The sequence below is a fragment of the Lysinibacillus sp. UBA5990 genome, from assembly GCF_002429815.1.
Lineage (GTDB): Bacteria > Bacillota > Bacilli > Bacillales_A > Planococcaceae > Lysinibacillus > Lysinibacillus fusiformis.
In genome coordinates this window covers 74,799-91,704 of record NZ_DJAY01000005.1, presented here as the reverse complement: position 1 = coordinate 91,704, position 16,906 = coordinate 74,799, and the positions used below count along the sequence as shown (strand labels likewise).

General features: G+C 38.8%; 16 protein-coding genes. 13 read left to right on the top strand and 3 right to left on the bottom strand.

What is annotated here, in order from left to right; all coding sequences use genetic code 11:
- Positions 1 to 19: 19 nt before the first annotated feature.
- Entirely contained in the window at positions 20 to 643 is a 624-nt protein-coding gene (locus tag B3D94_RS03335) for a 3-ketosteroid-delta-1-dehydrogenase (RefSeq protein WP_291754664.1), read from the bottom strand.
- A 297-nt stretch (positions 644 to 940) separates the two neighbouring features.
- Between B3D94_RS03335 and B3D94_RS03330 the strand changes: the two genes are divergently transcribed.
- From B3D94_RS03330 to B3D94_RS03295, 8 genes are all read left to right on the top strand, one after another.
- A complete protein-coding gene (locus B3D94_RS03330; RefSeq protein WP_193832971.1) occupies positions 941 to 1,390 on the top strand; it encodes an SACOL1771 family peroxiredoxin in 450 nt (149 codons plus the stop codon).
- 140 nt (positions 1,391 to 1,530) lie between these two features.
- Positions 1,531 to 2,166 carry a sugar transferase gene (locus B3D94_RS03325; protein ID WP_008179979.1) on the top strand — a complete coding sequence of 212 codons (636 nt, stop codon included), beginning with the start codon at positions 1,531 to 1,533 and terminating at the stop codon, positions 2,164 to 2,166.
- A gap of 10 nt (positions 2,167 to 2,176) precedes the next feature.
- Entirely contained in the window at positions 2,177 to 3,307 is a 1,131-nt protein-coding gene (locus tag B3D94_RS03320; protein WP_083244737.1) for a glycosyltransferase family 4 protein, read from the top strand.
- A 1-nt stretch (position 3,308) separates the two neighbouring features.
- Positions 3,309 to 4,982 carry a GNAT family N-acetyltransferase gene (locus tag B3D94_RS03315; protein WP_291754657.1) on the top strand — a complete coding sequence of 558 codons (1,674 nt, stop codon included), beginning with the start codon at positions 3,309 to 3,311 and terminating at the stop codon, positions 4,980 to 4,982.
- Positions 4,963 to 5,709 (top strand): hypothetical protein, encoded by a 747-nt coding sequence (locus B3D94_RS03310; RefSeq protein WP_291754655.1) that lies wholly within the window; start codon positions 4,963 to 4,965, stop codon positions 5,707 to 5,709. Before B3D94_RS03315 ends, B3D94_RS03310 begins: the two co-directional genes overlap by 20 nt.
- A 4-nt stretch (positions 5,710 to 5,713) precedes the next feature.
- Entirely contained in the window at positions 5,714 to 6,706 is a 993-nt protein-coding gene (locus B3D94_RS03305; protein ID WP_291754653.1) for a polysaccharide deacetylase family protein, read from the top strand.
- Between the two features lie 224 nt (positions 6,707 to 6,930).
- Positions 6,931 to 7,923 carry an agmatinase family protein gene (locus tag B3D94_RS03300; protein ID WP_008179969.1) on the top strand — a complete coding sequence of 331 codons (993 nt, stop codon included), beginning with the start codon at positions 6,931 to 6,933 and terminating at the stop codon, positions 7,921 to 7,923.
- 111 nt (positions 7,924 to 8,034) lie between these two features.
- Complete coding sequence (locus B3D94_RS03295) at positions 8,035 to 8,922, top strand: 5'-3' exonuclease (RefSeq protein WP_291755007.1); 888 nt, start codon at positions 8,035 to 8,037, stop codon at positions 8,920 to 8,922.
- Between the two features lie 90 nt (positions 8,923 to 9,012).
- On the opposite strand, the gene B3D94_RS03290 is transcribed toward B3D94_RS03295, so the two are convergent.
- A complete protein-coding gene (locus B3D94_RS03290; protein ID WP_036120023.1) occupies positions 9,013 to 9,516 on the bottom strand; it encodes a C39 family peptidase in 504 nt (167 codons plus the stop codon).
- 59 nt (positions 9,517 to 9,575) lie between these two features.
- Positions 9,576 to 9,920 carry a thioredoxin family protein gene (locus B3D94_RS03285; RefSeq protein WP_083244814.1) on the bottom strand — a complete coding sequence of 115 codons (345 nt, stop codon included), beginning with the start codon at positions 9,918 to 9,920 and terminating at the stop codon, positions 9,576 to 9,578.
- A gap of 348 nt (positions 9,921 to 10,268) precedes the next feature.
- Here B3D94_RS03285 and B3D94_RS03280 point away from each other — a divergent pair, with 348 nt between their 5' ends.
- The 5 genes from B3D94_RS03280 (at position 10,269) to gcvH (ending at position 16,900) form a co-directional block, all read left to right on the top strand.
- Complete coding sequence (locus B3D94_RS03280; protein WP_291754645.1) at positions 10,269 to 12,653, top strand: 3-hydroxyacyl-CoA dehydrogenase/enoyl-CoA hydratase family protein; 2,385 nt, start codon at positions 10,269 to 10,271, stop codon at positions 12,651 to 12,653.
- A 48-nt stretch (positions 12,654 to 12,701) separates the two neighbouring features.
- Positions 12,702 to 13,874 (top strand): acetyl-CoA C-acetyltransferase, encoded by a 1,173-nt coding sequence (locus B3D94_RS03275; protein ID WP_069482512.1) that lies wholly within the window; start codon positions 12,702 to 12,704, stop codon positions 13,872 to 13,874.
- Positions 13,875 to 14,113: 239 nt separating this feature from the next.
- Complete coding sequence (locus B3D94_RS03270) at positions 14,114 to 15,898, top strand: acyl-CoA dehydrogenase family protein (protein WP_036145547.1); 1,785 nt, start codon at positions 14,114 to 14,116, stop codon at positions 15,896 to 15,898.
- Positions 15,899 to 16,081: 183 nt separating this feature from the next.
- Complete coding sequence (locus tag B3D94_RS03265) at positions 16,082 to 16,438, top strand: arsenate reductase family protein (protein WP_036145544.1); 357 nt, start codon at positions 16,082 to 16,084, stop codon at positions 16,436 to 16,438.
- A gap of 81 nt (positions 16,439 to 16,519) precedes the next feature.
- Positions 16,520 to 16,900: a glycine cleavage system protein GcvH gene (gcvH, locus tag B3D94_RS03260; RefSeq protein WP_025116632.1), complete on the top strand. Its 381-nt coding sequence runs from the start codon at positions 16,520 to 16,522 to the stop codon at positions 16,898 to 16,900.
- Positions 16,901 to 16,906: the final 6 nt, after the last annotated feature.

Below are 16,906 nucleotides of genomic sequence, written 5' to 3'. Positions count from 1 at the left end.
GACATTTTAGTGAATGAGATTAAAAATGGATACCAGGTTTATCGATTAGCTTACAACCTGTCCCGTATTTTGCTTTTAAAGCACCTTTGAATTGAGTTTGCTCTAACTCAGGGAATGTTTGCTTCCACAGTTCAAAGACATTATGACTGGAAGCCTTTCCGTCCTTTGTAAGTCGTGCAATATGGAAGCCGTATTCATCATTACAACGAGCTAATGGACGATTTTCACGTACCGTAATAATGCGACCACTTGCCGTCATTTTATATAGATCTTCATAGCCTGCAATAGCACGACTCTCTTCTGTTTCATCAACGACTACTACTTCTTCTACCTTTGATGCTACAGCTTTCTCTTCGACTGTCACTTCGTTTTCTGATGCTTGTGTTTCGGCAACGTTATTTTGAGTTGGAAGCTGTTCTACAATGACAAAATCCTTATTCGATGCTTTATCACTCATAGTTGCCATAACGTTCATAATCGAGCCAACATAACGTAAAGGCTTCTCTTTTCCTTCTTCAAAAACAAAAATATTATAATCGGTTTTATTCATCTTTTTCATAATAATATTACCTGTTGCAATAGTAAAACCGATAAATTTGTTCTTTTTAAGTGCCTGTATTGCTTCTTGCTTGGTTAAAATCATTTTAAAATCTCCTAAAGAATTATTTATTCTATTCTACCATAAAATTTGTCACATTGTTTTTTGTAAAATAATAGTTATCTTTTGTTTAGCGAAGTAAAATTTTCCTATTTCAAAACGATCCACTTATTTCGAGCATACCGTTTAGAATGTGGTAGAGTTATAGGCAGCAGTATCGAAAGTGGATGCGCTATTATCGTTCAAGCGTCTTGCTAAACATTATTGACGGAGAACTGCTCGTCTTCTTTGGAGAATGAGCATTTTTCTTCATAGTCATACATATGTAAAGGAGGGTTTAAAATGGTTCAGCATAAATTTACAATGGACTTAACTTGGTCGGATGGAAGAAATGGTACGGGAGCTATCAATGCTAGCAATCTGAAAACGCAAATTTCTATTCCTCAGGAGATGGATGGACCAGGCATTGGTACAAATCCGGATGAAATGTTATTAGGGGCTTCAGCGACTTGTTATTTAATTACATTAGCTGCTCTTCTCGAAAGATCAGAAGTGGCTGTACACGATCTATCTCTGCAATCTGAAGGGTATGTCAGTGTAGTAAATGGTGTGTTTACTTATGAAAAAATTGTTCATAAGCCTACAATAGTAATTACCAATTTAACAGAACAACTTGAAACAAAAATTGCTCGCTTCGCACAAAAAGCGGAACAAACATGTATGATTAGCAAAGCATTAAAAGGCAATGTAGTAATTGAATGTGATGCCCAAATCTTAGGAGCATGCATATAATAAGAAAAATGGAGTTATTCAGCAAGTGTCGCTGGTATAACTCTTTTTTTCATCTAGAAGCACTTTTCTTAAAATAGTTCTAGAAATGTTCAAAATGAATATATAGTGTTAAGTAGTAAAAAAATGCAAAGGATGGTGAAGTGCACGTTCCGACAACTAAGAATCTCACATTCTATGGTCAGTATGGCAAAAGAATATTTGATATTATCGGGGCATTATTATTACTTTTTATGACAATCCCTCTAATGCTAGCTGTATTCCTCATTTTACTCATTTCAACAGGTCGCCCCATTTTTTTTAAACAAATACGAACTGGCCTCGATCATCACCGCTTTGTTATTTGGAAGCTACGCACAATGTGTATACAGGCAGTTCCAGTCAATATGCCAGCTATATGTACCAATGGTATTCCAGACGACTATTTTTTTAAAGTAGAACAGGATACACGGATTACCAAAGTAGGTGCTGTCCTTCGAAAGCTAAGTATTGATGAAATTCCTCAGCTGTTAAATGTATTAAAAGGAGAAATGAGCATTGTGGGGCCTCGTCCGGAGGTTCCAACCATTACAAACGCCTATAACAATTTACAGGCCAGGAGACTAGAGGTAAAACCAGGTTTAACAGGTCTTGCCCAGATTAACGGCCGTTCTAATATTTCCCATGGACAAAAAATTTCATATGACATTGAATATGTGGATCATTACTCCTTTTGGATGGATGTCCAAATTGTTTTGAAAACTCTTTATGTAGTAGTAGCAAGAACGGGTGCCTATTAAATGATGGGGAGTGGCCGTACTGAAAATTGTTCAGTTTATTACACGAATGGATAAAATCGGTGGAGCGCAAAAGCATGTTGAGGCATTAGCGATCCAGCTCAAGCAAGATGGTCATGAAGTGACTGTCGTGACAGGCTCCTATCAGCCATCCCTTTGGCGCTTACAAGAGGAAAAAATTACGGTTATTCGTATTCCAGCTATGCAACGTGCTATTCATCTAACAAAGGATTTCCAAGCATTTTGGCAATTAAGAGCCGTCATTAAAAGCATACAACCTGATGTGGTTGCCACACATTCGTCCAAGGCAGGTGTGATAGGTCGTATAGTGGGAAGTTTACTGCGTATCCCAACTGTTTTTACCGCACACAGTTGGAGCTTTACAGAAGGTGTTCCTCAAAAGAAACAGGTGCTTTATTATCGAATGGAAAAATCGGTTCAACGATTCACCACAAAAATAATAACGGTATCTGATTATGATCGGGAGCTAGCACTCATGAAAAAGGTTGCTCCAGCTCATAAACTGCTAACTATTCATAATGGTATTGCCCCAATAGATAGAATTTCATCAACAGAAAAGACATATACGGAGCAGCCTGTCATAATGATGGTTGCTCGTTTTGAAGTGCCAAAAAGACAGGATCTATTGCTGGAGGCGTTAGCAGAACTGACAGATGTTCCATGGCAGCTTCAATTGATTGGAGATGGTTCTCTACGGCCAGCTTTAGAAGAATTTGTTGCACAGCATAATTTAACAGATCGCATAACATTTTTGGGTGATCAATTAGACGTACACAGCTATTTAGAGAAAAGTGATGTATTTGTTTTGTTGTCAGATTGGGAGGGTTTGCCAATCTCTATTATTGAAGCGATGCGTATAGGTCTCCCTATAGTTGCAACAAATGTGGGTGGTGTTAAAGAGTTAGTGGTGGATCATGACAATGGTTTTTTAGTGGAGCGTGAGGATAAAGAATTATTGAAGCAGAGGCTTCACTATTTATTAATGGATGCTACCTTAAGTAAAAAAATGGGTAATGCGAGCGAACGACGTTATTTACAGCATTTTACGTTTACTCCGATGTACCAAAAAACATTAATGGTCTATCAGCAAGCTGTTTTAGAACTCGTAAAGAAAGGGGATTGAATTGCAATTAATACGCATTAGAACAGATGATGAGCTCATGTGGTACAAGGAAATTTGGGATGGTATTTTAGAGGAAGAGAACAATGATAATCCATTTATTGAATTTGCTTGGTTTTATAATTGGTGGCAAATAGTAGGGCGAAAAGAACGAGTAGAGCTCTTCGCTGTGGAACATAAAGGAATCATTTTGGCCTTTTTCCCCTTTATGGTGACTAGTCGATGGGGGATTAGGGTGTATACCTTCGCGGGTGAAAGTATTGCCAATTATACAGGGGTTGTTGCCAAAAAAGAATGGTTAATGGACACAACGACCTTTGTGTTCGATGAGCTTCTTAAAAAACATCGGCACGTCATTTTTTCACTGCATGGCTTATTGGAAAGTAAAGAGTCTACTAAAGTCATCGAACAATATTTCGTGGAAAGGCAGTTACGAACAAGTATGTTCCGTGTGGTCACTCCATATCTCGCTTTTTCTGAGGTAGACTTTCCTCAGCATTTCCAGCAACGCCGAAAAATGCATGGTGTCGATCGGCGGGAAAGAAAGCTACGGAAGCTAGGCACATTAACAAGGAGAGTCCCTACACAAGACGAGCTATGGCAAATGTTTCGATTATTTGATCGACGGTGGGCAAAGAAACTGGATACGAGTGACTTTACAAAAGGGAAGAAAAGAGACTTTTTTGAGCGCTTAACAATGCTTCATGGGGAGGCGCTACAAGTAGAGGTCGATGTACTTGTCTTTGAAAATCAGTGGATTGCCTTCACATATGGACTTTATTGTCGTGGACGCTTTGTAACCTATGCGCTTGCTCACGAACCGACATTTAATGTATTTGGTCCTGGACGTATCGTCAATCAGGAATCTATTCAGCGAACATTCGCGGCTAATTATCGGCTATTTGATATGAGTATTGGCTATGAGCCTTACAAATTTGATTGGCGTACGAATATCGATTTTACTAGACGAATGCTTGCCAGTAGCGGTACGAGACGTGCGAGGCTAGTGACAGGTTCATGGCTACTAATGGAGCGGCTTAAGGAATATGTAAAAAATAATCAGCGATTTGTAGATTGGAAGCGTAACAAACTTGGACGATTCCGCTATTTAGTAAAGTATGGAAAGCTTAAAGATTGGCTAGAATATGGACAACAATTCGTAGATAGGTTTATTCGTTTGAAGCAAGTGGAGCTCTATGAATTATCTCCAGCAGAGGATGTGTCACCACAGCAACCTGTGGGCAACTTATTTGAGGAAATGGCTATTCAGGAAGCGATGCAGCTTGATCAGGAGGAAGTCATTGCTCTCTATTATAAAGGATACACGGTTTATAAGGACTCCTTTGCAGAGACAAATAAGCCAGCATTCGCGTTACACGCTACAAATTGGCGTGTCGATTCACTGCAAATAGTAGAAGCATTACCGAAACAAACTTATTTTTTAGCCTATGATATGTTCAAGCAAATCGATATTATAACGGCCTATTTCAGAAAAATCAAACCTGGACAAACATTGTGGGTAACGGCAAGCTTTTGGCAATGGCGAAAACGGAAGCGCTTAGTACAGCTAGGCTATAAACCTATTACTCGAATGAAACATTATAAAGTAGCTCGTTTTGAGCGACAACATGTACAAAAAAATACGGAGAGTGGGGGCGATGTTCATTCTGTCCATTAAAAGTAAGCGATGGAATATTGCGTTGCAGCATTTTTATTTTCTAGAAAAGCCAGCCAATGTTCGAAAATCCATGAAAGTAATAGGCTATACAAATTCTCTTGTCCCAAGTCGAAAGCTTGTTAAAAGTGAAACGATTCATATCAATCTTCAAGGTCATGAGCTGTCATTGTACTTAGCACTTTCTGAAGGAAACCGTAAAATATTACGACGCGCACATAAAGAATATTATCAAGTTATTTTATATAAAGAGCCTTCCGTCGAAAACTTACGAGCTTTTCAGCAATTTTATAATCATTTTGCTAAAAGAAAAAAGCTTGAGGGTATTGGTAAATCTCAAATGGATACGATCATGCTTCTCAACAAACAGGGAGCATTATTATTATCTGAAATTCAAAGTATTTGTGGACAAACATTATGCTATCGACTGGATATTGTACATGAGAATAAAGCAATGTCTTATTATGAAGCAACTTGTGCGGCATCAGCTATATCTCCACATTTAAAGAGACCATACCGCTATGCCAATCGTTTTTTAATCTGGCATAATCTTCTTCATTTTAAGGAGCAAGGTTTTGTTTTATATGATATGGGTGAATTAACCGATAATCGGAATGTACGTGCATTCAAACTAAGCTTTGGTGGACAGGTTGTCAATGTTTACTCAGGCTACATTACCCAATCAAAAATACGCGCACTGCTACTAGGCGTGCAAAAATGGAGGAAGTAGCAACATGAATGGTGGGGGTCTCGTTATTTCATTAGATTTTGAGCTGAAGTGGGGCGTCCATGATGTATTTCGATATGGACAATATAATAAAAACCTATATGGTGTACGGAAAGCCTTGCCCAGCATACTTGCGTTATTTGAGCAATATGACATTCATGCAACATGGGCGACAGTCGGACTCCTGTTTGCAGAATCAAAGGCTGAAATGGCTCATTATTTACGAGGTATCCCTGTTAAGTATGACAATATGCGCTATGCAGCACATAGCCAGCTAGCTAAAGTAGGCGAAAACGAACAAGAGGACCTCTTACATTTTGGTAAATCTTTAATAGAGGAGATTAAACGTACACCACATCAGGAAATAGGTAGCCATACCTTTTCTCATTATTATTGCTTGGAAACAGGTCAAACAGAAGCTGCCTTTTATGCAGATTTAGACGCGACAAAGACCATAAGCGAGGGTTATATTTCGCCAATGAAGTCCATGGTTTTTCCAAGAAATCAAGTGAATAAGGACTATTTTAAAGCATGTGTAGAAGCGGGCTATGTTTGTTACAGAGGAACTGAAAATCATCCATTGTATGATGCTCAAAAGTTTACGAAAAAAGGTAGACTTTTGGGAGCGAAAAAATGGCTTGATAGCTATATCAATCTTACTGGCCATCATATGGCAACCTTGGAGGAAATGCGGGGTGAGCAACTGATTAATATTCGTTCAAGTGCCTTTTTAAGACCCTATTTTCGTCCATTTCACGTATTCGAGGGCTCAAAGGTAAAACGCATAAAGGAAAGTATGCTCGAGGCTGCAAAGGCCCAAGCTTTTTATCATTTATGGTGGCATCCTCATAATTTTGGGAAGAATACAGCTAAAAATTTAGCCATGTTAGAGGAGCTATTACTTTATTTTCAAGAATTACGCAGTCAATACAATTTTCAAAGCTATTCCATGTATGAGGTAGCCGAACTTTGTGAAAATCACTTCAAACAACAAAAGTAGCATCGCCAACTCATAGTGAAATTTGAAGCAAACTGATTTCTAGTTTGCTTTTTTTTGTTTCCCATAGGAAAGTTAAAAGAAAAGAGGAAAAGTGAAAAACAATGACGAAGTTGAATGTACGAATGGTACTATTAGATAGAGAGAAGATTGGGTAGGACATTTGAGGGACATGTGAAAAAATATAGGTTAATTTAACTTCAATAGAAAAGATATAAAGGTGGTAGATGTATATGTTTATAGAACCGGAATGCCAATGGAAGCAAGAGAATGGATCGGCCATGCATCAATGGATTAAGCAGCAAACAAACCCAAACCCAAATGATGTGGATATAGTTGTGTATGGAGCTCTGTTATCGTATGCAGGAGAAGCATCTGCAAAAGCGCAATATCCAACAGCGTTTCGTAAAGTATGGCCTAGCTTCCAATCATATAACTTAGATGAGCAAATAAATTTACGTGCACTATCAGTCGTTGATATTGGCGATGTGGCGATTCATGAACAAGATAGAATGCTTTCTGAATCTGCCATCGAGGCGGCAGCAGAAAATTTAAGTATAGCTTTTCAAAAAAGCTTTACTTGCTTGATTGGAGGAGACCATGCCATTACCGCATGTTCATTAAAAGGAATAAAAAATGCCTTTCCGCAGGACCGTATTGGCATCATTCAAATTGACACACACTTAGATGCAAGAAACCAAGAGGAAATTGGGCTGGCTCAAGATTCTCCAATCCATCAATTGATTGCCTCAGGGATTGTGGAAGGGAGACATATTTATAATGTCGGATTGCATGGTTTTTTCAATTCCCCGGAAATGATTCATTATGCAAGGGAACAGGGCATTCATATGATTACATTAAAGCAAATGCGACGTGATGGTATTCAACTCACAATACGTGAAATGTTACGTCAGCTAATGTATGAGGTTGATCGAATCTATGTTTCAGTGGATTTAGATGCACTTGATATTATGTTTGCACGAGATGTCCCCGCTGCCACACCAGGTGGTCTAACAGCCTATGAATTATTTGATATCCTCAAACTTATAGGTGAAAATGAAGGGGTTCGCCATATTGATTTTGTCTATGCAGATCCTAAGGAAGGAACGCTGCGTCCAGAAACCGTTAAAATTGGTGTAACGGCATTTTTACAATGGCTAACAGGTATTCAGCTGGATCATCGCAATCGTATCTCAAAAAAAGGAAAAGTGACGTTGTAAGTAAGCATATTGCCGTGTATTGACAATGCTCATTGTTGAAAGTTTGCTATACTATTCAATAGGTATCAAAAATTTATACAAACTTGTACGGTTATAGAGAGGAAATTTATGATGACAACAAAACCAAAACTACTGATTGTTGACGGTATGGCATTGTTATTCCGTTCATTTTTCGCTTCGGCGGCCATGGGTCACTTTATTCGCTTGGCGGATGGCACACCGACGAATGGAGCACAAGGCTTTGTACGACATGTACTAACTGCGCAATCTTTAATGAAGCCATCACATATGGCAGTTTGCTGGGATATGGGGGCGCATACATTCCGCAATGATTTATTTGATGGCTATAAAGCAAATCGTCCAGCGCCACCGGAGGAAATGTTGCCTCAATTTGATATGGCGAAAAATTTATCCCTACAAATGGGCTGGCAGAATTTTGGTGTGAAGGGCATGGAGGCTGATGATTTAATTGGCTCAATGATTACCAAATGGCAGGACGAGGCTGAAATTACTGTGATTAGTGGAGATAAAGATTTACTTCAACTTTTGAGACCCTCAACAGAGATTGCATTTATGAAAAAGGGCTACACAGAATATGATATTTATACACATGGACGTTTTAAAGAGGAGTATAGTATTGAGCCCGCGCAGTTTGCACAAGTTAAGGCTTTTATGGGAGATACAAGTGATGGTTATCCAGGCGTTAAAGGTATTGGTCCTAAGCAAGCACTCACATTAATTCAAACATATGGCTCGATTGATAGTGTACTAGCGTCGCTCGGTGAATTAAAGCCAGGTCAACGAACTAAAATCCAAGACAATATAGATATGCTGAAATTATCGCATGAGCTCGCAACGATTCAAACCGATGTGCCTATTGAAGCAGACCTTTCAAGCCTCATATTACCAAACTATGAGCCGCACATATTTAAAGAGATCGAAGAGAGTGGCTACACGCTTATTGCCAAGCATGCACGTTCTTTGTATTCACTTATTTAATTAATCATCGCAGAGTATAGTCATATGCTCTGCTTTTTTTATTGTAAGGAGAAGAATAGAGAGCAAATAGTAGGCGATTCGATATTTACTCTAGCGAGGGGCCACTTTTACAAAGGACAATACTTTTTCGTTGTGTTGATAGAGTGCCTGACGAATGATGCTATCACGATTAGCTGTACCGTTATCATGAAAAATTAACCATAGCTGATCATCTCTAATGTCATAGCCAATTAGCGGTACCCAATGATAGGCGAAAGTAGAGGTTTGATCTCGCCAACGAAAACTAAAATAACGATCAAAGCGCATAGCAACAGGACGCCCTGCATCAATTTCCTGTAAAGCTTCTTTTAATGAACAAGTACGAACATCCCATGATGGATATAATCGGCGTAAATTGCGAATCAAACGCCATTTGAACAAACCAATTTTGGTACTACCAAGCTGTTTATAAAGCTCATTAATCGAAGGAGCAGATCCATTCAAATAATTTAACATAACGTGTATTGTAGTAGGGCCACAAGCAGAATTACGATAGTTAGCTGCAATCGAAGCATCATATTGTGATTTTCCGAGTAGCCCCAATTGTTGGCGCATAATGGTATCTCCTTTCAAAAAGAGCTGCATTTCATGAAGAAATGCAGCTCTCATTATTATTATTGTTGAGCAGATAAAAATTCAGTTACCTGTTGAGGTGTTTTTGCATTGGCACTGTGTAAGTGAGCAAGCTTTTCACCGTTTTGGAAAATTAATAAACTTGGGATGCCCATTACATCATATTTGTCTGCAATTTCTGGAAGCTCGTCGCGGTTTAGCTCATACCAATCAAATTGGTTATACTCTTCAATGATTGGATCGATGAACATGTTCATACGTGTACAATCTGGGCACCAGCCAGCGTAAAATTTCACTAGTACTTTTTGGTTGCCATTGATTAATTCATTAAATTGTTCTGCAGTAGTAATTGTTTTCATTAAGTATTCACTCTCCTTGCTTACCATTCTACACATTTTTTGCGTATCCTGAAAGTTTTCTGTTTGGCTATAGTCATCGCTACTTATTGTCTCCATTTAGCTCGTAAACGACAAAAAAAGATGTATATTGCAAAAATAATTCTTGAAAAAAGATTGCTAAATTAGACAAAATAATCTACACTAAAAACAGAAAAGTAGTTTTATCTTCATTCATTAGCAATGTTTTGAAATGGAGATAAACCTTAGTTGTGCTTGTTGAATTTAGTAAATATTCATTCAGCAGAGGGACAAAAATCCACTAAGGTACACTTGATATTTTTTTGACTAAAAAATGAATGGCTATTCATTCAATGGAAGAATAAGGGGGAATTGCTTGTGACTTATAACATTAAAAAAGCTGCTGTTCTAGGTTCTGGGGTGATGGGCTCTGGAATTGCAGCGCATTTAGCTAATATCGGTATACCAACATTACTATTAGATATTGCACCGAAGGAACTAACGCATGAGGAAGAGGCAAAAGGTCTTTCCTTAGAGCACCCAGCTGTAAGAAATCGTCTTGTAAACGGAGCTTTGCAAAAGTTATTAAAGCAAAAGCCAGCACCACTTACTTCTAAGAAAAATTTATCACTACTAACGGTCGGCAATTTTGAAGATGATTTAGGGAAACTAAAAGATGTAGATTGGATTATTGAAGTTGTTGTAGAAAACTTACCTATAAAACAAAGTCTGTATGAAAAAATCGATGCTGTTCGTACACCTGGAACAATTATTAGCTCAAACACCTCTGGCATTAGTATTAATGCGATGGCAGAAGGACGTTCAGATGATTTTAAAAAGCATTTTCTTGGCACACACTTTTTCAACCCGCCTCGCTATTTAAAACTATTAGAGGTGATTCCAGCTGATACAACTGCACCTGAAGTAGTAAGCTTCATGAAAACCTTTGGTGAAGATGTGCTGGGTAAGGGCGTTGTGCTTGCAAAGGATACACCTAACTTTATTGCTAACCGCATCGGCACTTATGGGTTACTCATCACGTTACAGGAAATGCTAAAAGGTGGTTACTCAGTTGGGGAAGTAGATTCCGTGACAGGTCCGCTTATTGGCCGTCCTAAATCGGCAACGTTCCGTACGCTCGATGTTGTTGGATTAGATACATTTATTCATGTAGCTAAAAATGTATACGATCAAACAACAGGTGAGGAGCAGCAGGTGTTTGCTGTCCCAGAATTTTTGCAAAAAATGGTCACGAATGGTTGGCTCGGTGCCAAATCAGGCCAAGGCTTCTTCATAAAGCAAGGAAAAGAGATTCATGAAATTGACCCAACGACTTTGGACTATAGTCCTGCGAAAAAATTAAAGACACCTTCCATTGAAATGGCGAAACAAACTCGTGGATTGGCTAATAAAGTGAAGACTTTAACATATGCAAAAGATCGTACAGGTGAATTATTATGGGGAATATTTGCTCCTACATTAATTTATTCTGCTCAGCTATACGGTGAAATTGCAGATGATATTGTAGCTATTGATAATGCGATGAAATGGGGCTTTGGCTGGCAACAAGGACCATTTGAAATTTGGGATGCTATTGGCGTGAAAGAAGCTGTAACAAAAATGGAGGCAGAAGGTCGAGAAGTACCTGCCTTTGTAAAAGAGATGTTAGCAAATGGGTTTGAAACTTTCTATTCAGATATCGATGGTGACTTGGCTTACTATAATGGTTCGGAGTATGTCAAAGTGCCCGTTAATGAAAAGGAAATTGATTTAAAACGGTATAAGAAAAAACATGGCGTAATTAAATCTAATACAGGTGCTAGTTTAATAGACTTAGGTGATGGAGTTGCATTATTAGAATTCCATTCCCAGTCGAATGCTATTGGTTTAGATATTATTCAAATGATCAACTTTGCAATCGACGAGGTAGAAGCTAATTATAAGGGCTTAGTTATTGGAAACCAGGGGAAAAACTTCTGTGTTGGAGCAAATCTAGGAATGATTTTAGTCGAGGCGCAGGATGATAATATCTTTGAACTAGATTTTGTCATTAAGGCATTCCAAGATTCGATGCAAAAAATTAAATATTCACGTAAGCCAGTTGTGGCAGCACCGTTTGCGATGACATTAGGTGGCGGTGCAGAGGTTTGTTTACCTGCTGCACATATCCAGGCAACGATGGAAACATATATGGGATTAGTGGAAGTAGGCGTTGGGTTAATTCCGGGCGGCGGAGGTAATAAAGCGCTTTATCAAAAATTCCTAAAGGGCCTACCAAATGGTGTTGAGATAGACTATCAGCATATTGCAAATAAAGTTTTTGAAACAATTGCGATGGCGAAGGTTTCAACATCTGGTGAGGAAGCACGTGAAAATAACTTCTTAAACTTCGCAGATGGGATTTCTGTTAACCAAGATCATCAATTATATGACGCGAAGCAAGCGGCTTTAGCACTTTACGAAGCAGGCTATCAACCACCTGTGCCAACAAAAGTTCCTGTGGTTGGTGCATCAGGCTACGGTACATTACTCATTGGTGCGCAAGGTATGTATGAGTCAGGCTTTATCAGTAAGCATGATTTGAAAATTGCTAAAAAGCTAGCTTACGTTATTGCGGGTGGTAAGGTTCCATATGGCACATTAGTCGATGAACAGTATCTATTAAACTTAGAGCGTGAGGCATTCCTTAGCCTTGTTGCTGATCCACTTTCACAGCAAAGAATGCAACATATGCTGTTAAAGGGGAAACCACTTCGTAACTAATGGACGAAATAGACAAAACTTGCACATGAAACAAAGGGGGATTATACGATGCGTGAAGCCGTTATTGTAGCAGGAGCACGAACTCCAATTGGAAAAGCAAAAAAAGGTTCTTTAGCAACAGTAAGACCAGATGACTTTGGTGCTGCCGTTGTCAAAGAAACATTAAAAAGAGCAGGCTATGAGGGACCTATAGATGATCTAATTTTAGGCTGTGCTATGCCAGAAGCAGAACAAGGGATGAATGTAGCTCGTAGTATCGGTGCACTTGCCGGATTACCAGATACAACTCCGGCTCTAACAATTAATAGATTTTGCTCTTCAGGTCTACAGGCGATTGCCTATGCAGCTGAACGAATTATGCTAGGGCATTCAAAGGCCATTCTTGCTGGTGGAGTAGAGTCAATGAGTATGGTGCCAATGGTGGGGAACACACCCCGCTTAAATCCAACATTAGCTGAAACAGCACCACAATATTATATGGGAATGGGGCATACAGCTGAGGAAGTAGCTCGACAGTACAATGTAAGTCGAGAAGATCAAGATGCTTTTGCTGTTCGTTCACATGAACTTGCTGAAAAGGCGATCAAAGAAGGTAAATTTAATGATGAGATTGTACCAATAGAAGTGGAACAACATTATGTTGATGAGAACAATAAGCCACAAGTGAAAAAATTCACTTTCAGCATGGATGAAGGTGTCCGTCCTGGTACATCGGTTGAAGGCTTAGCGAAACTTCGTCCAGCTTTCCATGTGAAAGGGAGTGTGACAGCAGGGAACGCTTCTCAAACTTCCGATGGTGCAGCAGCTGTATTGGTGATGGATCGTGAAGAGGCTATCAAGCAAGGTTTAACACCAATGGCAAAATTCCTAGGCTTTGCAGTAGGTGGTGTACCACCTGAAGTAATGGGAATTGGTCCAATTGTGGCGGTACCGAAAGCATTAGAAATAGCAGGTTTATCAGTAGATGCTATTGATCTATGGGAAATCAATGAAGCATTTGCATCCCAATCTTTACAGGTTGTTCGTCATTTAGGCATTGACCAAGATAAGGTCAATGTGAATGGTGGAGCTATCGCATTAGGACATCCACTTGGTGCAACGGGTGCTATTTTAACACTAAAACTTATTCATGAATTAAAGCGTCAAGGCAAAAAATATGGTGTAGTAACTATGTGTATTGGTGGCGGCATGGGGGCTGCTGGAGTATTTGAAATTCTATAATTTTCACTAGATCAGCTTGAGGTGTACTGTTTCCGGTTGCCTCCGAGCATGTATATTTCAAGCTTTTCTATATATGTTTGTCTTCACCAGCAAAAGGTTTGTAGTGTCAGAAATCTTCTCTATATGGTTGGAGAAGATGCTGAATAAAATTAAGCCTCTAGCAAATATCACAGATTTTGAAGAGGCATCATTCAATAGGGGATTAGACTATCAAAATAGATATATTGGGAGGAATTTATATGACTGAAAAAACAACGGATTTCATTAAAGGCGGCGGATTTTTAATTGAGGATGTGGAATTAGATCGTGTGTTTACACCAGAAGATTTCACTGACGAGCATAAAATGATTGCCAAAACAACAGAAGAATATGTAGCAAATGAAGTTTTACCTGTAGTTGAAAATTTAGAGCACCACGAATTTGAGCATTCAGTACGTCTCCTTAAAAGTGCTGGTGAATTAGGCTTGCTAGGAGCAGATGTTCCTGAAGAATACGAAGGACTAGGCTTAGATAAAGTTTCTTCAGCATTAATTGCAGAAAAAATGTCTGTAGCAGGTGGTTTCTCCATCACCCATGGTGCACATGTTGGAATTGGCTCATTACCAATCGTGCTATTCGGTGACGAAGATCAAAAGAAAAAATATTTACCTAAGCTTGCTTCAGGTGAATTAATTGCTGCTTATGCATTAACAGAGCCGGGATCAGGCTCAGATGCTTTAGGGGCAAAAACAACTGCGAAACTAAACGATGCAGGCACACATTATATTTTAAATGGTGAAAAGCAATGGATTACAAATGCGGGCTTTGCAGATGTGTTTGTTGTTTACGCTAAAATTGATGGCGACAAGTTCACTGCCTTTATTGTGGAACGTGCATTCAATGGTGTTTCAGTGGGTCCTGAAGAGAAGAAAATGGGGATTAAATCCTCATCTACTCGTACACTAGTGTTAGAAGATGCAGAAGTGCCAGTAGAAAATTTATTAGGTGAAATTGGTCGTGGGCATGTCATTGCCTTCAATATTTTAAATATCGGTCGCTATAAACTTGGGGTTGGAACAATTGGTGGATCAAAACGTGCTTTTGAGTTAGCGGTACAATATACAAACCAACGTCAGCAATTTAAAACAAAGCTTTCTGACTTCAACCTTACAAAAGAAAAATTATCAACGATGGCTTCTCAATTGTATGCATCCGAATCATTAAACTATCGTACTGTTGGTTTATTTGAAGATCGTTTAAGCCAGCTAAGTCCAGAGGAGCAAAAGGAAGGAAAAGTGATTGCAGGTGCTATCGCTGAGTATGCGATTGAATGCTCAATTGCTAAAGTATTTGGATCAGAAACATTAGATTATATTGCTGATGAAGCGGTACAGTTACACGGCGGTTATGGCTTCATGGCTGAATATGAGGTAGAGCGTATTTACCGGGATTCTCGTATTAATCGAATTTTTGAAGGTACAAATGAAATTAATCGCATGATTGTACCAGGTACATTTATGAAAAAGGCACTAAAAGGTGAGCTGCCATTATTACAAGTTGCGCAAAATCTACAGCAAGAGCTTCTGATGTTAATGCCGGAGGATATCGGTACAGAGCCACTAGCTCAGGAAAAATACTTAGTGAAAAATGCCAAGAAGATTGCTGTATTAGCGGCAGGCTTAGCAGCACAACGCTTTGGTGCGAAGTTAGATCAAGAGCAAGAAGTTTTAGTGAATATTGCTAATATCGCTAATCAATTATTTGCAATGGAATCAGCTGTATTACGTACAGAAAAAGCGATTGCTCGTGATGGCGTTGAAAAAGCACATCAAAAATTGCTATACACTCAAATTTTCTGCCAAGAAGCATTTGCTGAAATCGAAAAAGAAGCAAAAGATACAATTCTTGCGTCCGCAGATGGTGATGCAGCACGTATGACTTTATCTGCATTACGGAAATTAACGCGTAACAATCCATACAACCTAATTACGAAGAAACGTGAAGCATCTGTGAAATTAATTGAAGCAGAAAAATATATCGTTTAATCGTATAAAAAAACGCTAGCTATCCGTAAATGGGTAGCTAGTTTTTTTGTTCCAGATAAATTTGTGAAAGTAACGGATAAAAATACAAAACCGATGGATAGACTTACGTAAATGAGCGAAGTTCCACCATTCTAAATGATTATGATGGTATACTACAGAAAAAGACAGTAGAGGAGCATTTTTATGACGATTCAGTTTTTCCATTATCCAAAATGTACAACATGTAAAAAAGCACAAAAGTGGTTAAATGATCATGACGTTTCCTATGAAGAGGTACATATCGTAGAGCAGCCACCAACAAAGGATGAAATAACAGCTTTATGGCAAGCAAGTGAACTACCTTTGAAAAAGTTTTTTAATACTTCTGGCATGAAGTATCGTGACCTTGGTTTGAAGGACAAGCTAGCTGATATGACTGAGGAAGAACAGCTTGAGCTACTAGCTACGGATGGTATGTTAATAAAACGTCCCATCGTAACAGATGGAAAAAAAGTAACTTTAGGGTTTAAAGAATCCGATTTTGAGCAAGCTTGGTTATAACCGTTTTTATCCTTGTTTTTATAGGAGAAGTATGGCACACTGAAAGTGAATATATTACATAATTATGGAGGGGTTTTTTGCATGAGCACACCGAAAGACTTACGTTACTCTGAAGAGCATGAATGGGTAAAAGTAGAAGATGGAAAAGTACGTATTGGTATTACGCACTTCGCACAATCTGAATTAGGAGATATCGTTTTCGTTGAACTTCCACAAGTTGGCGATGAAATCAAAACAGATGATCCATTCGGTAGCGTAGAATCAGTAAAAACTGTTTCTGAATTGTATGCACCAATCTCAGGTACTGTAGTGGAAGTAAATGCAGATTTAGAAGATAGCCCAGAATTCGTAAATGAATCACCATATGAAAAAGCATGGATGATCGTCGTAGAGCCTGCTGATGCATCAGAAGTTGATAAACTTATGACAGCAGAACAATACGAAGAGATGACTGCAGAATAAGACAAG